At 62.4% G+C, this 18,482-nt stretch carries 15 protein-coding genes and 2 tRNA genes; 11 read left to right on the forward strand and 6 right to left on the reverse strand.

Annotated features, from left to right (window positions below; translation table 11 throughout):
• Positions 1-183: 183 nt before the first annotated feature.
• Positions 184-588 carry a peptide-methionine (R)-S-oxide reductase MsrB gene (gene msrB / locus BM045_RS11015; RefSeq protein WP_092183065.1) on the reverse strand — a complete coding sequence of 135 codons (405 nt, stop codon included), beginning with the start codon at positions 586-588 and terminating at the stop codon, positions 184-186.
• 132 nt (positions 589-720) lie between these two features.
• Here msrB and BM045_RS11020 point away from each other — a divergent pair, with 132 nt between their 5' ends.
• The 3 genes from BM045_RS11020 to BM045_RS11030 all read left to right on the forward strand — a co-directional run bounded on the left by BM045_RS11020 (position 721) and on the right by BM045_RS11030 (position 1,635).
• Positions 721-1,335, forward strand: a complete 615-nt coding sequence (locus BM045_RS11020) for a pyridoxamine 5'-phosphate oxidase family protein (protein ID WP_092183067.1) — start codon at positions 721-723, stop codon at positions 1,333-1,335.
• Positions 1,336-1,458: 123 nt separating this feature from the next.
• Positions 1,459-1,533, forward strand: a tRNA-Val gene (locus BM045_RS11025).
• Positions 1,534-1,560: 27 nt separating this feature from the next.
• Positions 1,561-1,635: transfer RNA gene (locus BM045_RS11030), tRNA-Val, on the forward strand.
• A gap of 204 nt (positions 1,636-1,839) precedes the next feature.
• Here BM045_RS11030 and BM045_RS11035 read toward each other — a convergent pair.
• Positions 1,840-2,199, reverse strand: a complete 360-nt coding sequence (locus tag BM045_RS11035; RefSeq protein ID WP_046139960.1) for a cell cycle two-component system response regulator CpdR — start codon at positions 2,197-2,199, stop codon at positions 1,840-1,842.
• 306 nt (positions 2,200-2,505) lie between these two features.
• On the opposite strand from BM045_RS11035, the gene BM045_RS11040 reads away from it, so the two are divergent.
• Both BM045_RS11040 and hisN read left to right on the forward strand, forming a co-directional pair.
• Positions 2,506-3,336 carry an N-formylglutamate amidohydrolase gene (locus tag BM045_RS11040; RefSeq protein ID WP_244522950.1) on the forward strand — a complete coding sequence of 277 codons (831 nt, stop codon included), beginning with the start codon at positions 2,506-2,508 and terminating at the stop codon, positions 3,334-3,336.
• Positions 3,337-3,634: 298 nt separating this feature from the next.
• A complete protein-coding gene (hisN, locus tag BM045_RS11045) occupies positions 3,635-4,423 on the forward strand; it encodes a histidinol-phosphatase (RefSeq protein ID WP_092183071.1) in 789 nt (262 codons plus the stop codon).
• Here the strand turns inward: hisN and BM045_RS11050 are convergent.
• Complete coding sequence (locus BM045_RS11050; protein ID WP_170848468.1) at positions 4,420-5,394, reverse strand: alpha/beta fold hydrolase; 975 nt, start codon at positions 5,392-5,394, stop codon at positions 4,420-4,422. The two genes, hisN and BM045_RS11050, sit on opposite strands and share 4 nt — an antisense overlap.
• A 598-nt stretch (positions 5,395-5,992) precedes the next feature.
• Here BM045_RS11050 and BM045_RS11055 point away from each other — a divergent pair.
• The 5 genes from BM045_RS11055 (at position 5,993) to hpt (ending at position 14,432) form a co-directional block, all read left to right on the forward strand.
• Positions 5,993-6,445 carry an Hsp20 family protein gene (locus tag BM045_RS11055; protein WP_092183075.1) on the forward strand — a complete coding sequence of 151 codons (453 nt, stop codon included), beginning with the start codon at positions 5,993-5,995 and terminating at the stop codon, positions 6,443-6,445.
• Positions 6,446-6,577: 132 nt separating this feature from the next.
• Positions 6,578-7,051 carry a DNA starvation/stationary phase protection protein Dps gene (gene dps, locus BM045_RS11060; RefSeq protein ID WP_092183077.1) on the forward strand — a complete coding sequence of 158 codons (474 nt, stop codon included), beginning with the start codon at positions 6,578-6,580 and terminating at the stop codon, positions 7,049-7,051.
• 612 nt (positions 7,052-7,663) lie between these two features.
• On the forward strand, positions 7,664-12,343 hold the full coding sequence (gene gltB, locus BM045_RS11065; protein ID WP_348271246.1) for a glutamate synthase large subunit: 4,680 nt from the start codon (positions 7,664-7,666) through the stop codon (positions 12,341-12,343).
• An 11-nt stretch (positions 12,344-12,354) separates the two neighbouring features.
• Positions 12,355-13,782: a glutamate synthase subunit beta gene (locus BM045_RS11070; protein ID WP_092183081.1), complete on the forward strand. Its 1,428-nt coding sequence runs from the start codon at positions 12,355-12,357 to the stop codon at positions 13,780-13,782.
• A 110-nt stretch (positions 13,783-13,892) separates the two neighbouring features.
• Positions 13,893-14,432 carry a hypoxanthine phosphoribosyltransferase gene (gene hpt / locus BM045_RS11075; RefSeq protein ID WP_092183083.1) on the forward strand — a complete coding sequence of 180 codons (540 nt, stop codon included), beginning with the start codon at positions 13,893-13,895 and terminating at the stop codon, positions 14,430-14,432.
• Positions 14,433-14,492: 60 nt separating this feature from the next.
• On the opposite strand, the gene BM045_RS11080 is transcribed toward hpt, so the two are convergent.
• The 3 genes from BM045_RS11080 to galE all read right to left on the reverse strand — a co-directional run bounded on the left by BM045_RS11080 (position 14,493) and on the right by galE (position 18,061).
• Entirely contained in the window at positions 14,493-15,647 is a 1,155-nt protein-coding gene (locus tag BM045_RS11080; protein ID WP_092183085.1) for an SGNH/GDSL hydrolase family protein, read from the reverse strand.
• 51 nt (positions 15,648-15,698) lie between these two features.
• Positions 15,699-16,892, reverse strand: coding sequence for a lytic murein transglycosylase (locus BM045_RS11085; RefSeq protein WP_092183087.1), 1,194 nt, complete (start codon positions 16,890-16,892; stop codon positions 15,699-15,701).
• 182 nt (positions 16,893-17,074) lie between these two features.
• Positions 17,075-18,061 (reverse strand): UDP-glucose 4-epimerase GalE, encoded by a 987-nt coding sequence (galE, locus tag BM045_RS11090; protein WP_092183089.1) that lies wholly within the window; start codon positions 18,059-18,061, stop codon positions 17,075-17,077.
• A 95-nt stretch (positions 18,062-18,156) separates the two neighbouring features.
• Between galE and BM045_RS11095 the strand changes: the two genes are divergently transcribed.
• The coding region (locus BM045_RS11095) for a sugar phosphate nucleotidyltransferase (protein WP_244522951.1) at positions 18,157-18,482 on the forward strand (326 nt) is incomplete at its 3' end.

Here is an 18,482-nt window from a genome sequence, read left to right on the forward strand (position 1 = left end):
AATACCCCCACCTAGCCTCCCCCTGAAAAGGGGGAGGAACCGGCCGCGGTCGGGGCAACATCATGCCAAAAACTGGATCTGTTCCTCCCCCTATCAGGGGGAGGCTAGGTGGGGGTATCCGACAAAGACGCTTCTTCGCCGCGTCCCCTAGCAAAAAGCCCCGGATCACTCCGGGGCTTCGTCTTATTCAGCAGGATTGAAGTTCAACGCCACGCCATTAATGCAATACCGCAAGCCGGTGGGCGGCGGACCATCGGGGAACACATGCCCCAAATGGCTGCCACACGTCGCGCAATGGCATTCTGTCCGCACCATGCCGAAACTGCGGTCCTCGGTATTCTCCACCGAGCCCGGCAGCGGGTCGTTAAAGCTCGGCCAGCCGGTGCCGCTCTCGAATTTCAGCGTCGATTCAAACAGCGGCGTATCGCAGCCGGCGCAGGAAAACACGCCCTGGCGCGTCTCATAGAGCAGCGCGCAGGAGCCGGGCCTCTCGGTCCCGTGGTTGCGCATCACCTGATACTGTTCCGGCGTCAGCTTGGCGCGCCATTCGGCGTCGGTATGGGTCACCTTGAAAGCATGGGCGTCCATCATTTGCTCCTTTCGGGCGCTTCCGGTGAGGAACCGCCACAAACTAAAGTCTCGTCGCACTGTCATTCGTCCAACATATAGGATGCGTTACACGCTTCCCATAGGATCCGTTCCATCACGTCCGGCAAAACCATGTCCATCGTCACCTCGATAGAGCAGCTCGAAGCCCTTTACACCCCCGCCCCCGGCGCCGCCTCGACCGAAAAGGTCACCGCCCGCATGACGCCCGAATATCGGCGCCTGGTCGAAGCTTCGCCCTTCGCTGCCCTCGCCACTGTCGGCCCCGAAGGCATCGATTGCTCCCCGCGCGGCGACCAGCCCGGCTTCGTTCGCATCCACGATGATCAGACCCTGATGATGCCCGACCGCCGCGGCAACAACCGCATTGATTCCCTGCGCAACATCGTCCGCGACCCGCGCTGCGCCTTCCTTTTCCTGCTCCCCGGCAGCGGCACCACCTTCCGCGCCAATGGCCGCGCCCATCTCAGCATCGACCCCGCCCTGCTCGAAAGCTTCGCCGTCGAGGGCAAGGCGCCCCGCTCGGTCATCGTTATGGCGATCGATGAACTCTATTTCCAATGCGCTCGCGCCATCGTCCGCAGCGAACTGTGGAACCCGGCCAAACACCTCGACCCCAAATCCCTCCCCACCCCCGGCGAAATCCTCGCATCGATGACCAACAACGAAGTCGGCGGCCAGAGCTACGACCGGGCCTGGCCGGAACGGGCAAAAGCCACCATGTGGTAAGGCTGGCGGCCTTCTCCGCCAACATATCCACAAACCCCGATTTGCCCCCTTGACCCTCAATAAGGTTTTATGGTCTATCCGCGCCACTGGAAGGGCTTAGCGGTTCTTCCTTCCCGGAGAGATGGGCGTATAGCTCAGCGGGAGAGCACCTCGTTGACATCGAGGGGGTCACAAGTTCGATCCTTGTTACGCCCACCATCTCTCTAAGACTTTCGCTTCGGCGACGGGAGTATAGCTCAGCGGGAGAGCATTCGCTTCACACGCGAAGGGTCACAAGTTCAATCCTTGTTACTCCCACCATTGCCTTCGTTTCCCGTGAAGGCCGTCTAAAATCAATGAAATTGCCGATGCGGGTCTCGATCTCTGGGACCATGCGAAAACTCGCTGCGGTGAGTCGATTGGCGTGGCCGTCGAGAACCGGAGCGGAGCGTACTCCAGTACGTGAGCACCGGAAGCGCAGACGGCCGCGTCAAGCGGCCGCCGCAGTAGAGCTTGCGTGTGGTCTCAGGCTGCCAACAGCCGCTCGACCTCATTCACGAGGTCCTTGAGATGGAACGGCTTGCTCAACACCGAAGCATCCTTCGGCGCATCGCTATCTGGGTTCAGCGCCACCGCAGCAAAGCCGGTGATGAACATCACCTTCAAATCCGGATCCAGCTCCGTCGCCCGCCGCGCCAGCTCGATGCCGTCCATTTCCGGCATCACGATATCGCTCAGCAGCAGCGAGAACGGTTCCTCGCGCAAGCGCTCATAGGCCGATAGACCATTGTCGAACGAAACGACCTCATAGCCGGCATTCTTGAGCGCACGCGTCAGGAACGAACGCATATCATTGTCGTCTTCTGCCAGCAGAATTCGTTTCATGGGGTCTCCGGCCGTCGCCACCTGGCGCCTTGTGAGTCGCATTCTATCGCGCGATGTTTAAGCGAAGTTTTCCTATTCGCAACCGGAACACGTTTTTTCTGCCCAAAACCCCCGCTCCGCACAGCGATTGTGATCGCATTGCTGCGACAATCTGGACATCCGCACCGCAAACGACGACACTGACCTAACAAATCATTGGGACGGCATCAAAAATGCGCCGTCCATTCTGGAGGCAGCGTGCGGTCCGACTATTGGGATCAGCCAGCATTTGAAACCATAAGGCCGCGCCGGCTGGTGGCGCCCCTGGTGTTCAATTCGCCCCACTCCGGCCGCATCTATCCTGAGCGCTTCCTCGCCATGACCCGGCTCGATCATCTGTCGATCCGCCAGTCCGAAGACGCCTGGGTCGACGAGCTGTTCGGCCGCGCACCCCATCTTGGCGCCCCCATGCTGCGCGCGCATTTCCCCCGCGCCTATCTCGACGTCAATCGCGAGCCCTGGGAACTCGATCCCGCCATGTTCGTCGAACCGCTGTCGGATCGCTTCAACACCACCAGTCCCCGCGTTGCCGCCGGCCTCGGCACGCTGGCCCGCGTCGTTGCCGAAAACAAGCCGATCTACAAGGATCGGCTGACGCTGGACGACGCCCGCATGCGCATCGAGGGCATCTACCACCCCTATCACGCGGCCCTCCAGAAACTGCTCGGCGAAGCCATATCCGCCTTCGGCATCGCGCTGTTGATCGACTGCCATTCCATGCCGCGCATCATGCGCTCCAATGACAAGGCTGCCCCCGACATCGTCCTCGGCGACCGCTACGGCACCACCTGCGCCCCCGCGCTGATCGATCTGGCCGAAACCGTCTTCGCCAGCGCCGGCCTCAAGGTCGCCCGCAACCGCCCCTATGCCGGCGGCTTCGCCACCCGCTCCTACGGCCGTCCGCAGCACGGCGTCCACGCGCTACAGATCGAAATCAGCCGCCACCTCTACATGAACGAAGTCACCCTCGCCAAAAACGACAGCTTCGAAGCCATCCGCGCCCTGATTGATCGTTTGATATTTGCACTGATCGGCTTGGACCTGGTGTCGCTGGTTGGTGGCAATGTTCCCCCGGCCGAGAAGCTGGCGGCCGAATAGGGCCTGATTGCCCTCCTGCTTTTGCCTCCAACTCGCCCCACCCACGATGTCACCCCGGCCCTGAGCCGGGGCCCATCCTGAGATTTCTCAACAGCCGCAAGGTCGTGCAAAAGAATACCCCCACCCAACCTCCCCCCTGAAAAGGGGGAGGAGCCGATCGCGCTTGCGGCACTATTGTCGACAACCACCGACCGGATTCCTCCCCCTATCAGGGGGAGGCTAGGTGGGGGTATCCAAAGAAAAACCCCTTCCGCCCGCCCGCGCCGCTGGCTATGAACACCGCAACGGAGCCCGACCTATGACAATCGATCTCGCCAAAGTCGAAGCCACCCTCTTGCGCGCCGCCGAAGCCGCTGCCGCCCACACACTCCCCCTCTTCCGCACCACCCTGGCGATCGACAATAAATACACCGTCGGCTTCGACCCCGTCACCGAGGCCGATCGCGGCGCCGAAACCGTCATCCGCGCCGTCATCGCCGAGGCCTTTCCCGATCACGCCATCATCGGCGAGGAATGGGGCAATTCCGGCGACAGCGACTACACCTGGATCATCGATCCCGTCGACGGCACCCGCGCCTTCATCTCCGGCGCGCCCGTCTGGGGCACGCTGATCGGCTTTGCCCACAAGGGCACCGCCATCGCCGGCCTGATGAGCCAGCCCTTCATCGGCGAGACTTTCCTCGCCGTCCCCGGCCGCTCCACCTACCGCCGCAGCGGCGAAACCACCCCCAACCGCACCAGCGGCCAGACCGAGCTCGCGCCCTCCCGCGTCTTCACCACCACGCCAAGCCTGTTCCGCACGCCGGAGCTCCTGGCCAAGTGGACCGCAATTGAATCCGCCACCCGCCTGCAGCGCTTCGGCATGGATTGCTACGGCTACGCCCTGCTCGCCGCCGGCCATGCCGACCTGGTCATCGAGCCGTTCCTGCAAACCTATGACATCGCGGCCCTGGTCCCGATCATCCGCGAAGCCGGCGGCGCCATCGCCTGCTGGGACGGCAGCGACCCCACCGTCGGCGGCAATGTCGTCGCCGCTGCAACACCGGAACTGCTGGAAAAGGCGCTGAACCTGGTCAACGCCAGCTAGACACTCTGTTGCGTAATAAACGCATCAAACGCCGCAAACACCTGTTCGCGGATCGTATCCGTTTCCATGAAGAGCTCATGCCGCGCATTGGCGATCACTACATGCCGCCCGGTGCGCATTCGCAGGCCCAGCCGCTCGATCGCCGGGCTCGACACCACCTCGTCGCGCGCTGCAGCCAGCATCAGCAGCGGCGCCTTGATCCGCGCCGGAAAACTGTCCTCCGCCGCTTCCGCCATCGCCCCGAAGGCCGAGGCCGCCCAACGGATCGTCGGCTGCGCAATGCCCACCGACGGCTTTGCTTTCAGCACATCCACCGCCCGCATGTAGCGGATCATGTCGCCGGTCAGCGGATTATTGGCAAAGGTCGCCGCGCTCATCGGCTTGTCCTGCCGCCGCGCCACCGGCAATTGCCCCAGCCCGACAAAGCTCAGCGTCTCGGTCACCCGTGCCATGCCGGCCATGCTGAGCGGCTGCCGGTCCAGCGCCAGCATCGGCGCCGAGAGAAATATCCGATCGAACATCATCCGGTCATGAATCCCGGCCGACAGTGACGCCAGCCCGCCCATCGAATGCCCCACCAGATAAAATGGCGGCGGGCAATCCGGCAGCAGGATTTCGCCATGAAAGCTGCGCAGATCGCACCAATAGTCCTCGAAGCGATCGACATAGCCGAGACTCTTATTGCCGATCAGCCGGTCCGACCCGCCCTGCCCGCGCCAGTCGAATGTCGCCACGGCAAAGCCGCGCCGGCGGAAATCGGCGATGGTCTCGAAGTATTTCTCGATAAATTCCGTTCGCCCCTGCACGAGGCAGATCGTGCCGCGCGGCGCCCCCTCGGCCTTGTGCCAGGTTGCATAGCGCAGCCGCACATTGTCCTCGGTCGAAAAATAGCCGACCCGCGCCCCCTCCGGCATGGGATTGGAGGCAATATTGACCAGCTCGGGCGCATTTTGATCGACAACGGCACTCATCAATGGCCCCTCACGCATGTCCCGCTGTTAAACCAGACGGGCACAATTTCTGTACCCAGATTCGCAGTGCCGCCGAGACGAAAATGGCTGGCTTTGAGAACCGGAGCGGAGCGTACGTTCTGTACGGGAGCACCGGAAGCGCAAAAGCAAGCCGTTTGCAGGCCGGCGGCGCTGTAAAGGTGGGTACAGAAAAGGAAAACCGGCATCTCTTTTGGAGACACCGGTTTTCTTTACTACGGCCCATGCGGGGGGCGGGTGATGGACCGCAAGACGAGGACCTGCTCGCCATGGATGTGGTTCTAGTCTCCCGACCCTGAACTGTACCGGACTCCACCGTTCATTTTCGGTTCATCTTCGAACCGGCGCCTGGCCATCCCGCGAGCACAATCTGTTCCTCCCCCTATCAGGGGGAGACTAGGTGGGGGTATCCGACAAGGACTCTTCTGGGGGTCTTGAACCCACAAAAACCCCTCCCATATTTCTCTCTGTTCGCCGGATTATCCGGGAACCCCGACCTCGTCATCTACCGCTCGCCTAATGCTGGGAGCGCTGTCCGAGACCACCGGGACATCCACGTTGCTCACAGGAGAATGTGACTATGCAGACCATCGATTTTTCCCCCTTCTATCGCTCCACCGTCGGCTTTGACCGCGTCTTCAACCGCCTCGATACCCTCGTGGGCCAGGAAGCCAAGACCTATCCTCCCTACAATATCGAGCGCACCGGCGATGACGCCTACCGCATCTCGATCGCCGTCGCCGGCTTTGCCAATGGCGACATTGCCATCGAGACCAAGGAAAACAGCTTGGTGATCAAGGGTGCCAAGCCCGGCGATGCCGACAAGACCCGTGAATTCCTCCATCGCGGCATTGCCGAACGCGCCTTCGAGCTGCGGTTCCAGCTGGCCGACTATGTCGAGGTGCACGGCGCATCGCTCGAAAACGGCCTGCTGCATCTCGAACTGAAGCGCGAACTGCCCGAAAGCAAGAAGCCGCGCAGCATTCAGATCAACGGCAGCACCCCGACCATCGAAGACAATTCGGTGAATTAAGACCGCCGTCTCCCTGACGATAGAAGGCGCAGCCCGCAACGGCTGCGCCTTTTTCTTTGCACCGGGAACTCTCCTTGCCGGCATTGGTTGATCCAGCAACACCTCCCCAGCGTCAAAGGACTCCCCCAAAAAATGAAAACCCCATCCATCGCCATCGAAGGCAACGGCAAGTCGACCGTCATCGATATCCTCAATGCCCGTCTTGCCGATGCCATCGATCTGGCGCTGATCACCAAGCAGGCCCATTGGAACCTCAAGGGTCCCAATTTCATCGGCGTGCATGAAATGCTCGATCCGATCCGCGCCGCCATCGATACCCATGTCGATATCATCGCCGAGCGCATCGCCCAGCTCGACGGCGTTGCCCTGGGCACCTCCCAGATCGTTGCCAAGTCGACCAAGCTCGACGCCTATCCCACCGACATCCGCAAGGTCGCCGATCATCTAGCGGCCCTCGCCGATCGCTTCGCCACCCTCGCAAATCAGGTGCGCGAGGATATCGACGCCACCGACGAAGCCGGCGATGCCGATGCCGCCGATATCCTCACCGCTTTCTCGCGCGAGCTCGACAAGGACCTCTGGTTCATCAAATCCCACCTCGAATAGGATTTCATCACCAATTCGAGCCAAAACGGGCGCATTCCATCGCGGATGCGCCCGTTTCCGTGCCAATACGCGACAGAATGCCTATTCTTTCCTACACAAAAATCGGCAAAGTCCTATTTTTCGTGGCAGAAATAGGACGAAGACGCTTGCCCCCAGTTTGGAATTATGCAAATGTGAACCTGTTAGGGCAGCACGACTGTCCTATCTGACGCGTCGCCCCGCTCTCCGCGGCAAGCACGCACGCTGGTCCGGCTGGCCCGCTCTAGATGAGCGGAAACGGATAGGCGGGGTACAGATGGTTTTGCAGGCTTTCGCCGAGGCGTAAGATGAAAACCAGCCCGAATTTGAGTGGCCATTTGGATGCAGCGCCACTCCCCACGCATGGACGCATTTGCTCTATCGAGCCGTACTCTGGTACGACCCGCATAACGAACGCGCCCACTGAGGAAAAGACTGCATCCAGCGGGCCGCACAGCGGCACTTTCAGGATGCACACGACATAGCGAACCAGTCCGGCAACGGGCACGATCAACCAGCGAGGAACACATCATGGCACACGAGATGAACGGACCAATTATTCCGGGCACCACCAAAGCCGATACTCGCAAAACCCTGATCGAGAATGGTCGTCGCGTCACCTCTGGCCGCCCCGAGGCCCAGGGTCTTTATGATCCGGCCAATGAGCATGATGCCTGCGGCATCGGCATGATCGCCAACATCAAGAACAAGCCTTCCCACGAAGTGGTCGAAAAGGGTCTCGAAATCCTCGAGAACCTCGAACACCGGGGCGCCGTGGGTGCCGATCCGCTGATGGGCGATGGCGCAGGCATTCTGGTGCAGACCCCGCATGCCTTCCTCAAGAAGGTCATGCCCTTCGCTTTGCCCGAAAAGCACCACTACGCCGTGGCCATGCTGTTCTATCCCAACATCACCGAATTGCGCGACCGCTGCGCCGAGGCCGTCCGCGGCGTCTTCGCCCGTGAAGGCCTGACGGTGCTCGGCCAGCGCGTCGTCCCCACCGACAATTCGCCGCTTTCCGAAGGCGTCATCGCCACCCAGCCGATCATCGAGCAAATGGTCATCGCCCGCCCGGCCGGTCTGTCGCTCGACGAATTCGAGCGCAAGCTGCTGATCGTCCGCAAGGTGATTTCCAACTCGGTCTATGCCGCCATTCCCGAAAGCGATGGCGACAACGGCTTCTATGTCGTCTCCATGTCGGCGCGTACCCTGGTCTACAAGGGCATGTTCCTCGCCGACCAGCTCGGCAAGTTCTATCTCGACCTGCACGATGCCGATTTCGAATCGGCCATCGCGCTGGTGCACCAGCGTTTTTCGACCAACACCTTCCCCTCCTGGAAGCTGGCCCATCCCTACCGCATGACCACCCACAATGGTGAAATCAACACCATTCGCGGCAACGTCAACTGGATGGCCGCCCGCCAGGCCTCGGTCTCCAGCCCGCTGTTCGGCGAAGAGATCAACAAGATCTGGCCGATCTCCTATGAGGGTCAGTCCGACACCGCCTGCTTCGACAACGCGCTCGAATTCCTCGTGCGTGGCGGCTATTCCCTGCCCCACGCCGCGATGATGCTGATCCCCGAAGCCTGGGCCGGCAACCCGCTGATGGATGAGACGCGCCGCGCCTTTTATCAGTATCATGCCGCCCTGATGGAGCCATGGGACGGCCCCGCCGCCATGTCGCTCTCCGACGGCCGCTATGTCGTGGCGACGCTCGACCGCAACGGTCTGCGCCCCGCCCGCTATCTCGTCACCAAGGAAGGCCATGTGGTCCTCGCCTCGGAATCGGGCGTGCTCGATATTCCAGACGAGGACATCGTTGAGCGCTGGCGCCTGCAGCCGGGCCGCATGCTGCTGATCGACCTCGAAGAAGGCCGCATCATCTCCGATGCCGAGATCAAGCGCACGCTCGCCACCAAGAACCCCTATGCCGAATGGCTGGCCCGCAGCCAGATCGTGCTCGAAGACCTGCCCGAAACCGAGCCCAAGGCCCCGGTGACCTCGGAGTCGCTGCTCGATCGCATGCAGGCCTTCGGCTACACCCAGGAAGACATCAAGATCCTGATGGCGCCCATGGCCACCACCGGCCAGGAAGCCGTCGGCTCGATGGGCACAGACACGCCGATCTCGGCGCTCTCCAACAAGTCGAAGCTCCTCTACACCTATTTCAAGCAGAACTTCGCCCAGGTCACCAACCCGCCGATCGATCCGATCCGCGAGGAATCGGTGATGTCGCTCGTGAGCTTCATCGGCCCGCGCCCCAACATTTTCGACCTTGAAGGCGTCTCCCGCGAGAAGCGTCTCGAAGTGCGTCAGCCCATTCTCACCAACGAGGATCTCGAAAAGATCCGCGCCATCGGTGACATGGAAGACAACCACTTCAAGACCAGAACCATCGACATCACCTATCCCGCCGATATGGGCGCGGCCGGCATGGAAGCGGCTATCCAGTCGATTTCCGAGCAGGCCGAAGCCGCCATCGCCGGCGAATACAACATCATCGTCCTGAGCGATCGCCTGGTCGCCGCCGACCGCATCGCCATCCCCGCGCTGCTGGCCACGGCCGCCGTGCATCACCACCTGATCCGCAAGGGTCTGCGCACCTCCTCGGGTCTCGTCATCGAAACCGGCGAAGCCCGCGAAATGCACCATTTCGCCATGCTGGCCGGCTACGGCGCCGAAGCCATCAATCCCTATCTGGCCTTCGAGGCCCTGGCGGCGCTGCATGCCGAGGGCGAATTCCCGGCCGAAGTCGATGCCCACGAAGTGGTCTATCGCTACATCAAGTCGGTGGGTAAGGGCCTCCTCAAGGTCATGTCCAAGATGGGCATTTCCACCTACCAGTCCTATTGCGGCGCCCAGATCTTTGACGCGGTCGGTCTCAAGACCGAATTCGTCAAGCGCTTCTTCTTTGGCACTGCCACCACCATCGAAGGTGTTGGCCTGGCCGAGGTCGCCGAGGAAACCGTCAGCCGTCACCGCGACGCTTTCGGCGACGATATCGTCTTGCGCAAGGCGCTCGATATCGGCGGCGAATATGCCTATCGCATCCGGGGCGAAAAGCACGCCTGGTCGCCCGACGTCGTCGCCGACCTGCAGCACGCCGTCCGCACCAAGGACGAAAGCCCGGAAACCGCGCAGGATCGCTACAACAGCTTTGCCGCCCGCGTGAACTCGGGCGAAAACGGCTATCTCGCCATCCGTAATCTCCTCGACATCAAGGCGATCGGCGAGGCCGTGCCGCTCGATGAAGTCGAGCCGGCCGTCGAAATCGTCAAGCGCTTCGTCACCGGCGCCATGTCCTTCGGCTCGATCAGCCGCGAGGCGCATACGACGCTGGCCATCGCCATGAACCAGATCGGCGGCAAGTCCAACACTGGTGAAGGCGGTGAAGAACCCGACCGCTACAAGCCCCTGCCCAATGGCGACCGCAACCCCATGCGCTCGGCCATCAAGCAGATCGCGTCTGGCCGTTTCGGCGTCACCACCGAATATCTGGTCAATGCCGACCAGCTGCAGATCAAGGTCGCGCAGGGTGCCAAGCCCGGCGAAGGCGGCCAGCTGCCCGGCCACAAGGTCGACTGGGTCGTCGCCAAGACGCGCCACTCCACGCCCGGCGTCGGCCTCATCAGCCCGCCGCCGCATCACGACATCTATTCCATCGAAGATCTGGCCCAGCTGATCTACGACCTCAAGAACGTCAACGAGCAGGCCGATATCTCGGTCAAGCTGGTGTCCGAAGTCGGCGTCGGCACGGTTGCGGCCGGCGTCGCCAAGGCACGCGCCGATCACATCACCGTCTCCGGCTATGACGGCGGCACCGGCGCTTCGCCTTTGACCTCGCTCAAGCATGCCGGCGGCCCCTGGGAAATTGGCCTGGCCGAAACCCACCAGACCCTGGTGCTCAACCGCCTGCGCTCGCGCGTCGTGCTTCAGGTCGATGGCGGCCTCAAAACCGGTCGTGACGTGCTCATCGGTGCCCTGCTCGGCGCCGACGAATTCGGCTTCTCGACCGCGCCCCTGATCGCGGCCGGCTGCATCATGATGCGCAAGTGCCATCTCAACACCTGCCCGGTTGGCGTTGCCACCCAGGACCCGGTGCTGCGCAAGCGCTTCAAGGGCACGCCCGAGCATGTCATCAACTACTTCTTCTTCATCGCCGAAGAGCTGCGTGGCTTGATGGCCGGCATGGGTGCTCGCACCATGCAGGAACTTACCGGCCGGTCCGACCTGCTCGACCAGCGCAAGATGGTCGAATACTGGAAGAGCGAAGGCGTCGATTTCTCCAAGCTCATCTACAAGCCCGAGCCGATCGGCGGCGACACGCTCTATCACTCCGAGTTCCAGAACCATCACCTCGAAGCCGTGCTCGACCGCAAGCTGGTCGAACTGGCCGAGCCGGCTCTCGCCCGTGGCGAAGCCGTGCAGATCGAACTGCCGATCCGCTCGCGTGACCGCTCGGCCGGCGCCATGCTTTCTGGCGCCCTCGCCAAGAAGTATGGCCACGAAGGCCTGCCCGACGACACCATCTCGATCCGTCTCAACGGTACGGCTGGTCAGGCCTTTGGCGCCTTCCTTGCCCGCGGCATTTCCATCGACATGGTCGGCGACGCCAATGACTATGTCGGCAAGGGTCTCTCGGGTGGCCGCATCGTCGTGCGCCCTTCCCCCAAGGTCAGCTTTGATCCGTCCAAGTCGATCATTGTCGGCAACACCGTGCTTTACGGCGCCATCGCGGGCGAATGCTACTTCCACGGCATTGCCGGCGAACGCTTCGCCGTCCGCAACTCCGGCGCCATCGCGGTTGTCGAAGGCACCGGCGATCACGGCTGCGAATATATGACCGGCGGCGTCGTCGTCGTCATCGGCCAGACCGGTCGCAACTTCGCTGCGGGCATGTCGGGTGGTGTCGCCTATGTCCTCGACGAGGACGAAACCTTCCGCGAGCGCTGTAACCTCGCCATGGTGGAACTCGAGCCCGTGCCGGAAGAAGAAGCGCTGATGCAGAAGGTTCACCACCACGGTGGCGATCTCGAATGGCATGGCCGCGTCGATATTTCGGGCGACATGAGCAAGCATGACGACGAGCGTCTGCACCAGCTCATCTCCAACCACCTGCATTACACGGGCTCGGCCCGCGCCAAGCATATCCTCGACAACTGGGCCGAAATGCGCCCGAAATTCGTCAAGGTCATGCCGGTCGAATACCGCCGCGCCCTGCGCGAAATGGAAAAGAAACGTGCCTCCGGCGGCATGGGCGTGGCGGCAGAGTAAGGAGAGAGCAAATGGGTAAGGTAACAGGCTTTCTCGAGATCGAGCGCGAAGAGCCCCGGTACGAACCGGCTTCCGATCGCATCCGCCATTTCGGCGAATTCACCATTCCGATGAGTGAAGGCCGCATCGTCGATCAGGCCGCGCGCTGCATGGATTGCGGCGTGCCCTTCTGCCACGGCGATACCGGCTGCCCGGTGCACAACCAGATTCCGGACTGGAACGACCTGGTCTTCAACAATGACTGGGAGGAGGCTGCCCGCAACCTCCACTCCACCAATAATTTCCCCGAATTCACCGGCCGCATCTGCCCGGCGCCCTGCGAGGAAGCCTGCACGCTCAACCTCGAAGACGCTCCCGTCGCCATCAAGACGGTGGAACAGGCCATCGCCGACCGCGCCATCCGCAATGGCTGGATCAAGCCGCAGATTTCCGCCGTCAAGACCGGCAAGTCGGTCGGCATCGTCGGCTCCGGCCCGGCCGGCATGGCCGCCGCCCAGCAGCTGGCCCGCGCCGGCCACGACGTTCACCTTTATGAACGCGAGCCCAAGGCCGGCGGCCTGATGCGCTACGGCATCCCCGACTTCAAGATGGAAAAGGACCATATCGACTTCCGCGTCGAGCAGATGGAAGCCGAAGGCGTAACCTTCCACTATGGCGCCAATATCGGCGTCACCACGCCGCTCTCCGACCTCCAGAGCAAGCACGATGCCGTGCTGCTCGCCGGCGGCTCCGAAAAGCCGCGTGACGTCGACAGCGAAGGCACCGAGCTCAATGGCGTGCATTACGCCATGCCCTTCCTCGTGCAGCAGAACCGTCGCCTCGGCGGCGAGGATGTGTCCGAGCAGGTCCAGCTGACCGCAGCCGGCAAGCATGTCGTCGTGGTCGGCGGCGGCGATACGGCCTCCGACTGCGTCGGCACCAGCTTCCGCCAGGGCGCCATTGCCGTCACCCAGCTCGACGTCCGCCCCATGCCACCCGAGCTCGAAAACAAGATGACCAACTGGCCCAACTGGGCGGTCAAGATGCGCACCTCTTCGTCCCAGGCCGAAGGCGCCATCCGCGAATTCGCCGCTGGCACGATGAAGATCATCGGCAATGCCAAGGGCCAGGTCACCGGCGTCGAATGCGCCCGCGTCGATCGCAAGCGCCAGCCCATCCCCGGCACCGAATTCATCATCAAGGCAGACCTCGTCCTCCTCGCCATCGGCTTCGCGTCGCCGGTCTATGAAGGCATGCTCGAACAGCTCGGCGCCCAGCTCGACAAGCGCGGCAATCTCTTTGCCGACACGCTGAGCTACAAGACCACGGTCCCGAAAGTCTACGCCGCCGGCGACATGCGCCGCGGCCAGTCCCTCGTCGTCTGGGCCATCCGCGAAGGCCGCCAGGCCGCACGGTCGATCGATTTCGATCTGATGGGCAAGACGGATCTGCCACGCTAAAATACGTGAACTCCCGCCCCTAGGCGGGAGTTCGCCGTTTCACCTTCCGCTACCGTCAACGCTAACAGTCTGCTAACGCATTCCTCTGTTACGTGACTCCCGGAATCGCCATGTCCCAGAAGCCCTATATCGTCGATGAACTGATCTCCGCCAAAGCCATCGCCGCCCGCGTCGAGGCCCTGGCCAAGGAAATCTCGGCCCATTATGCCGATACCGACAAGCTCGTCGTCGTTGGCCTATTGCGCGGTTCCTTTATCTTCATCGCCGACCTGGTGCGCGAACTCGACCTGCCCGTCGAAGTCGACTTCATGGAAGCCTCCTCCTATGGCAATGCAATGGAGTCTTCGAGAGAAGTCCGCATCCTCAAGGACTTGCGCGGCGAGATCGGCGGCCGCGATGTGCTGGTGGTCGAAGACATCGTCGACACCGGCTATACGCTGAAACACGTCCTCGAAATCCTCGAGACCCGCCATCCCGCCCGCATGGAAGTCTGCGCCCTGCTCAACAAGCCGAGCCGCCGCGAGACCGACGTAAAGGCCAAATGGGTCGGCTTCGACATCCCCGACAAATTCGTCGTCGGCTATGGCATCGACTACGGCCAGCGCAACCGCAACCTGCCCCACATCGGCGCGGTCCGATTCACCGAATAGCCCTTTCTTACCTCTCCCCTCGGGGGAGAGGTCGGCCGAAGGCCGGGTGAGGCGGCCTTCTTACCGCTGCCCCGGATTATCCGTCGCCGCAGCCGGATCAACGCCGACCCCAAACGCATCCACGCGGCCGACCGGCGCGGTCATCAGCTGCTCCAGCGTAAACGGCGCCGCCTGCACCGCCGCACTCCCAGCCGTGAGCAGCTCATTGGCCCGCGCCGGCACCCGGCTGATCGGGATCACCGCGCCCGCCACTTCCAGCAGCCGCACCTGCCCCAGCCCCTGATAGGGTGGCCGCAACATGGCCGCTGCATCGGTGCCAGCCAGCGGATCAACAACTGCCATGGTCACGCTGCCGCCCCGGTAAAACGTCCCGATCGTCTGGCTGATATAAAACGCCAGCTTGTCGGCACCCGCCGTTGCAAAATGGATGCCGTCATCCTTGCGCATCCGCGCATTCTGCCCATTCACATCCGGTCCGCTGGCCGAATACTTGCCGTCCTCGCCCAGAAACCGCTCGTAGATATCCAGGAATTCCGCGCCGCCGGAAAAGCTCGCCAGCCGCTGGATATTGCTGATCTGGCTGATCGCCGCCGAATAGTCGCCCTTCGACATCGGCGGCAGGCCAACCCAGATCACCGGCTTGCGTGCCGCCCGCAGCTCGCCCAGAAAGCCGGCGATCCGCGCCTGATAGGCCGTGTTCCATGCTTCGGTCAGCGACGCATAGCTGACGCCATCCACGGTGATTTCCTGCCGATCATTGATGCCGATCATCACCACGGCCAGATCGAAACTGTCGCCGGCAATCTGCTCGCTGATCGCCTGGTCCCAGTTGAAATAATCCTCGCGCACAAAACCCGAATTGCTCACCCCCTGGTTGATAACCACAAGGTTGGGATCCTCGGCATAAAACCGCTCCAGCGCCCGGCTGAGATCGATCGCCATGGAATCGCCAAACACCGCCAGCCGCGTTGCCCCCGCCGCCTTCTCGACCACCGGCTTGGGCGGCGGCAGGCTGGCGGCCGGCGCCCGTTGCTGGCGCGGCTGCTGCTGTACCGGCGGCGGCGCGGCAGGCTCTTCGCCAAACAACAGGTCCATCAGCGTGCGGCGGCGCTGCTCCTGCGCCACGACGATCGTGTCCTGATTTTGCGCAAAAGCCGGCGCCACGTCAATCAGGACGAGCATTCCAACCAGCAGTGCCAGGACATAACGGATCATGATTTTCCTTTAGCAAGACCGCAGGCTCAAAGCCATGCGGTCCCCAGTCTGTTACCGGCTCGCCGCCGCCAAAGCCTCATAGCTGGCCCGGGTGATGAAGCCGTCCGCCACCTCGCCCCGCGCCGCCTGAAAGCGGGCATAGGCCTCCTGGCTGATCGGCCCCAGCCGCCCATCCACCGCGCCCTGATAATAGCCCAGCGTCAGCAGCGCCTGCTGGATGCCCCTGCGCTGCGCCAGATTGGGCAGTGCCGCATTGCGCGGCCAATCATCGACAAAGCCGCCGCCGCCCTTCAGCCGATCGGTCATATGCGCCACGCTCATCGCGTAGCTGTCGGAGAAATTATAACCCTTCAGCACCAGATAATTCTGCGTCATCAGGAATTTCGGTCCGTCCTTGCCGGCCGGCACATAGAGAAACACCGGCACATTGAGGTCGGCAAAGGCCCGCCCGGCCACCCGGCCCACGCCGCGCTCGGCAAAGAAGGACACCGGCCGCATCTCGGTCCGCGTCGCCAGGAGATAGTCGAACCCCTCCGGCACCACCACCTCCATGCCCCAGTCCAGCCCCGGCTGATAGCCCAGCCCACGCAGGAATTTGGCACTCGTCGCCAGGGCATCGGCCAGCGAATTGTGCAGGTCGACCCGCCCGTCACCATCGCCATCCGTGCCATGCGCCAGCACATTGCTCGGATTGACCTGCAAATGCCCGATCGCCCCAGCCCAGGAGCCGATCGGGCTCTGCCCGTCGCGCTGGGTCAGCAGCAGCGCCGCAATCAGATCGCCCTCATCCTCCACCAGCCGTGTCCGCCGCTGATGCACCAGGGTCGCCAGCGAGCGCACGATCGGCCGGATCAGCCCATCATTGCCCAGCACCGCGCCATAATCGGTCTCCATGCCCCAGATGGCGCCCAGCAGATACGGATCAACCCCATAAGCCTGGCCCACGCTCTGGAACAGCGCGACATTGCGCCCAATCGCCGCCTTGCCACGCTCGATCCGGCCAGCGGTCACCCGTCCCTCGATATAGTCCCACATCGGCGTGGTGAATTCCGGCTGCGTGGTCACCAGATCCGGCACGCGCGGATCAGGCGTCAGGCCGGCCATCGCCGCGTCATAGACCTCGGCCCGCACACCAGCCGCGATGGCTTTCGGACGGAAATTGGCAATGAAGCTGTCGAAGCTTTCAACCGGTTGGGCGAAGGCGGGGGTAGCGAAGAGCAGGGCAAGCACGACAAGGATGCGCATATGGTCTCCTCAGGTCCCACAAACTCGATGTCACCCCGGCCTTGAGCCGGGGCCCATCTCGAGATCGCTTCGCGGCCGCAAGGTGGTCCAAACGACCACAATATCGGCCCATACATCTCAGGATGGATCCTGGCTCAAGGCCTGGATGACATCGAGAATTTGGATAGCTTGATGGCCAAAAACTACCTATTCCGCGTCATCAGATGGCGTTCCCACCAGTATGCCGAATCCACGATCTCGCGCAGGTCATCATGCTGCGGCACCCAGCCCAAAAGGCGCCGCACTTTCTCACCCGTCGCGGTGATCGACGCCGGATCGCCCGCACGACGCGGACCTTCGTCTGCCCGCAGGTTGACGCCCGAAACCTCGCGCACGGTCTCCACCACCTGCCGCACCGAATAGCCCTGGCCATAGGCGCAGTTGAGCGTCGTGCTCTCGCCGCCCTTGCGCAGATGCTTGAGCAGCAGCGCATGCGCCGCGATCAGGTCGGTGACATGGATATAGTCGCGCACGCAGGTACCATCCGGCGTTTCATAATCGGTGCCAAAAATATCCATCTTCTCGCGCTGGCCCAGCGCCACCTGCGCCGCAACCTTGATCAGATGCGTCGCCATTGGCGTCGACTGGCCGCTACGCTTGCCAGGATCGGCGCCCGCCACGTTGAAATAGCGCAGCACGCCATAGGTCATCGGATGGGCGGCCGCCACATCGGCCAGCATCCATTCGGTCATCAGCTTGGAGCGGCCATAGGGCGACATCGGGTTGAGCGGCGTGGTTTCCACCACCGGCGCCAGCCCGGTCATGCCATAGACGGCAGCCGTGGACGAGAAGATGAAATGCTTCACCCCGCCCTTGATCGCTGCTTCGATCAGGTTGCGCGAGGTGGCGGTATTGTTGGCATAGTATTTCAGCGGATCGACCACCGATTCCGGCACCACGATCGAGCCGGCAAAATGCACGATCTCGGTAATCTGGTGCTTGTCGATCAGGCGGCGCACCAGCTCGATATCGCCGGCATTGCCGCTCTCGAATTCGGCGCGGCCATCGATCGCCCAGTCGAAACCGGTCACCAGATTGTCGAGCACGACGACCTTTTCGCCGGCATCCGCCAGGTTGAGGACCATATGGCTACCAATGTAGCCTGCGCCGCCGGTGACCAGAACCGCCATGAATTAACCTCGAATATCAGATGCTTGTCGGTATAGATGCTAACCATGAGTGGTTGAGATAGCTTTACCCTCAGTGTCGCCATGGAGTGTATGCCGTGTCAAAGCGCGTGAGAACCGCCGTATTTCCCGTTGCCGGTCTCGGAACCCGTTTCCTGCCGGCCACCAAGGCTTTGCCCAAGGAAATGCTGACGGTCGTTGACCGGCCGCTGATTCAATATGCCGTCGATGAAGCCCGCGAAGCCGGCATCGAGCATTTCGTCTTCGTCACCGGCCGCAACAAGGGCGTCATCGAAGACCATTTCGATCGCCAGTTCGAGCTGGAAACGACGCTGGAAGTCCGCGGCAAGACCCAGGCACTGCAGTCGCTGCGCCAGGATCTCCCCTCGGCTGGTCGCACCAGCTTCACCCGCCAGCAGGAGCC

Source organism: Devosia sp. YR412 (assembly GCF_900110945.1).
Lineage (GTDB): Bacteria > Pseudomonadota > Alphaproteobacteria > Rhizobiales > Devosiaceae > Devosia.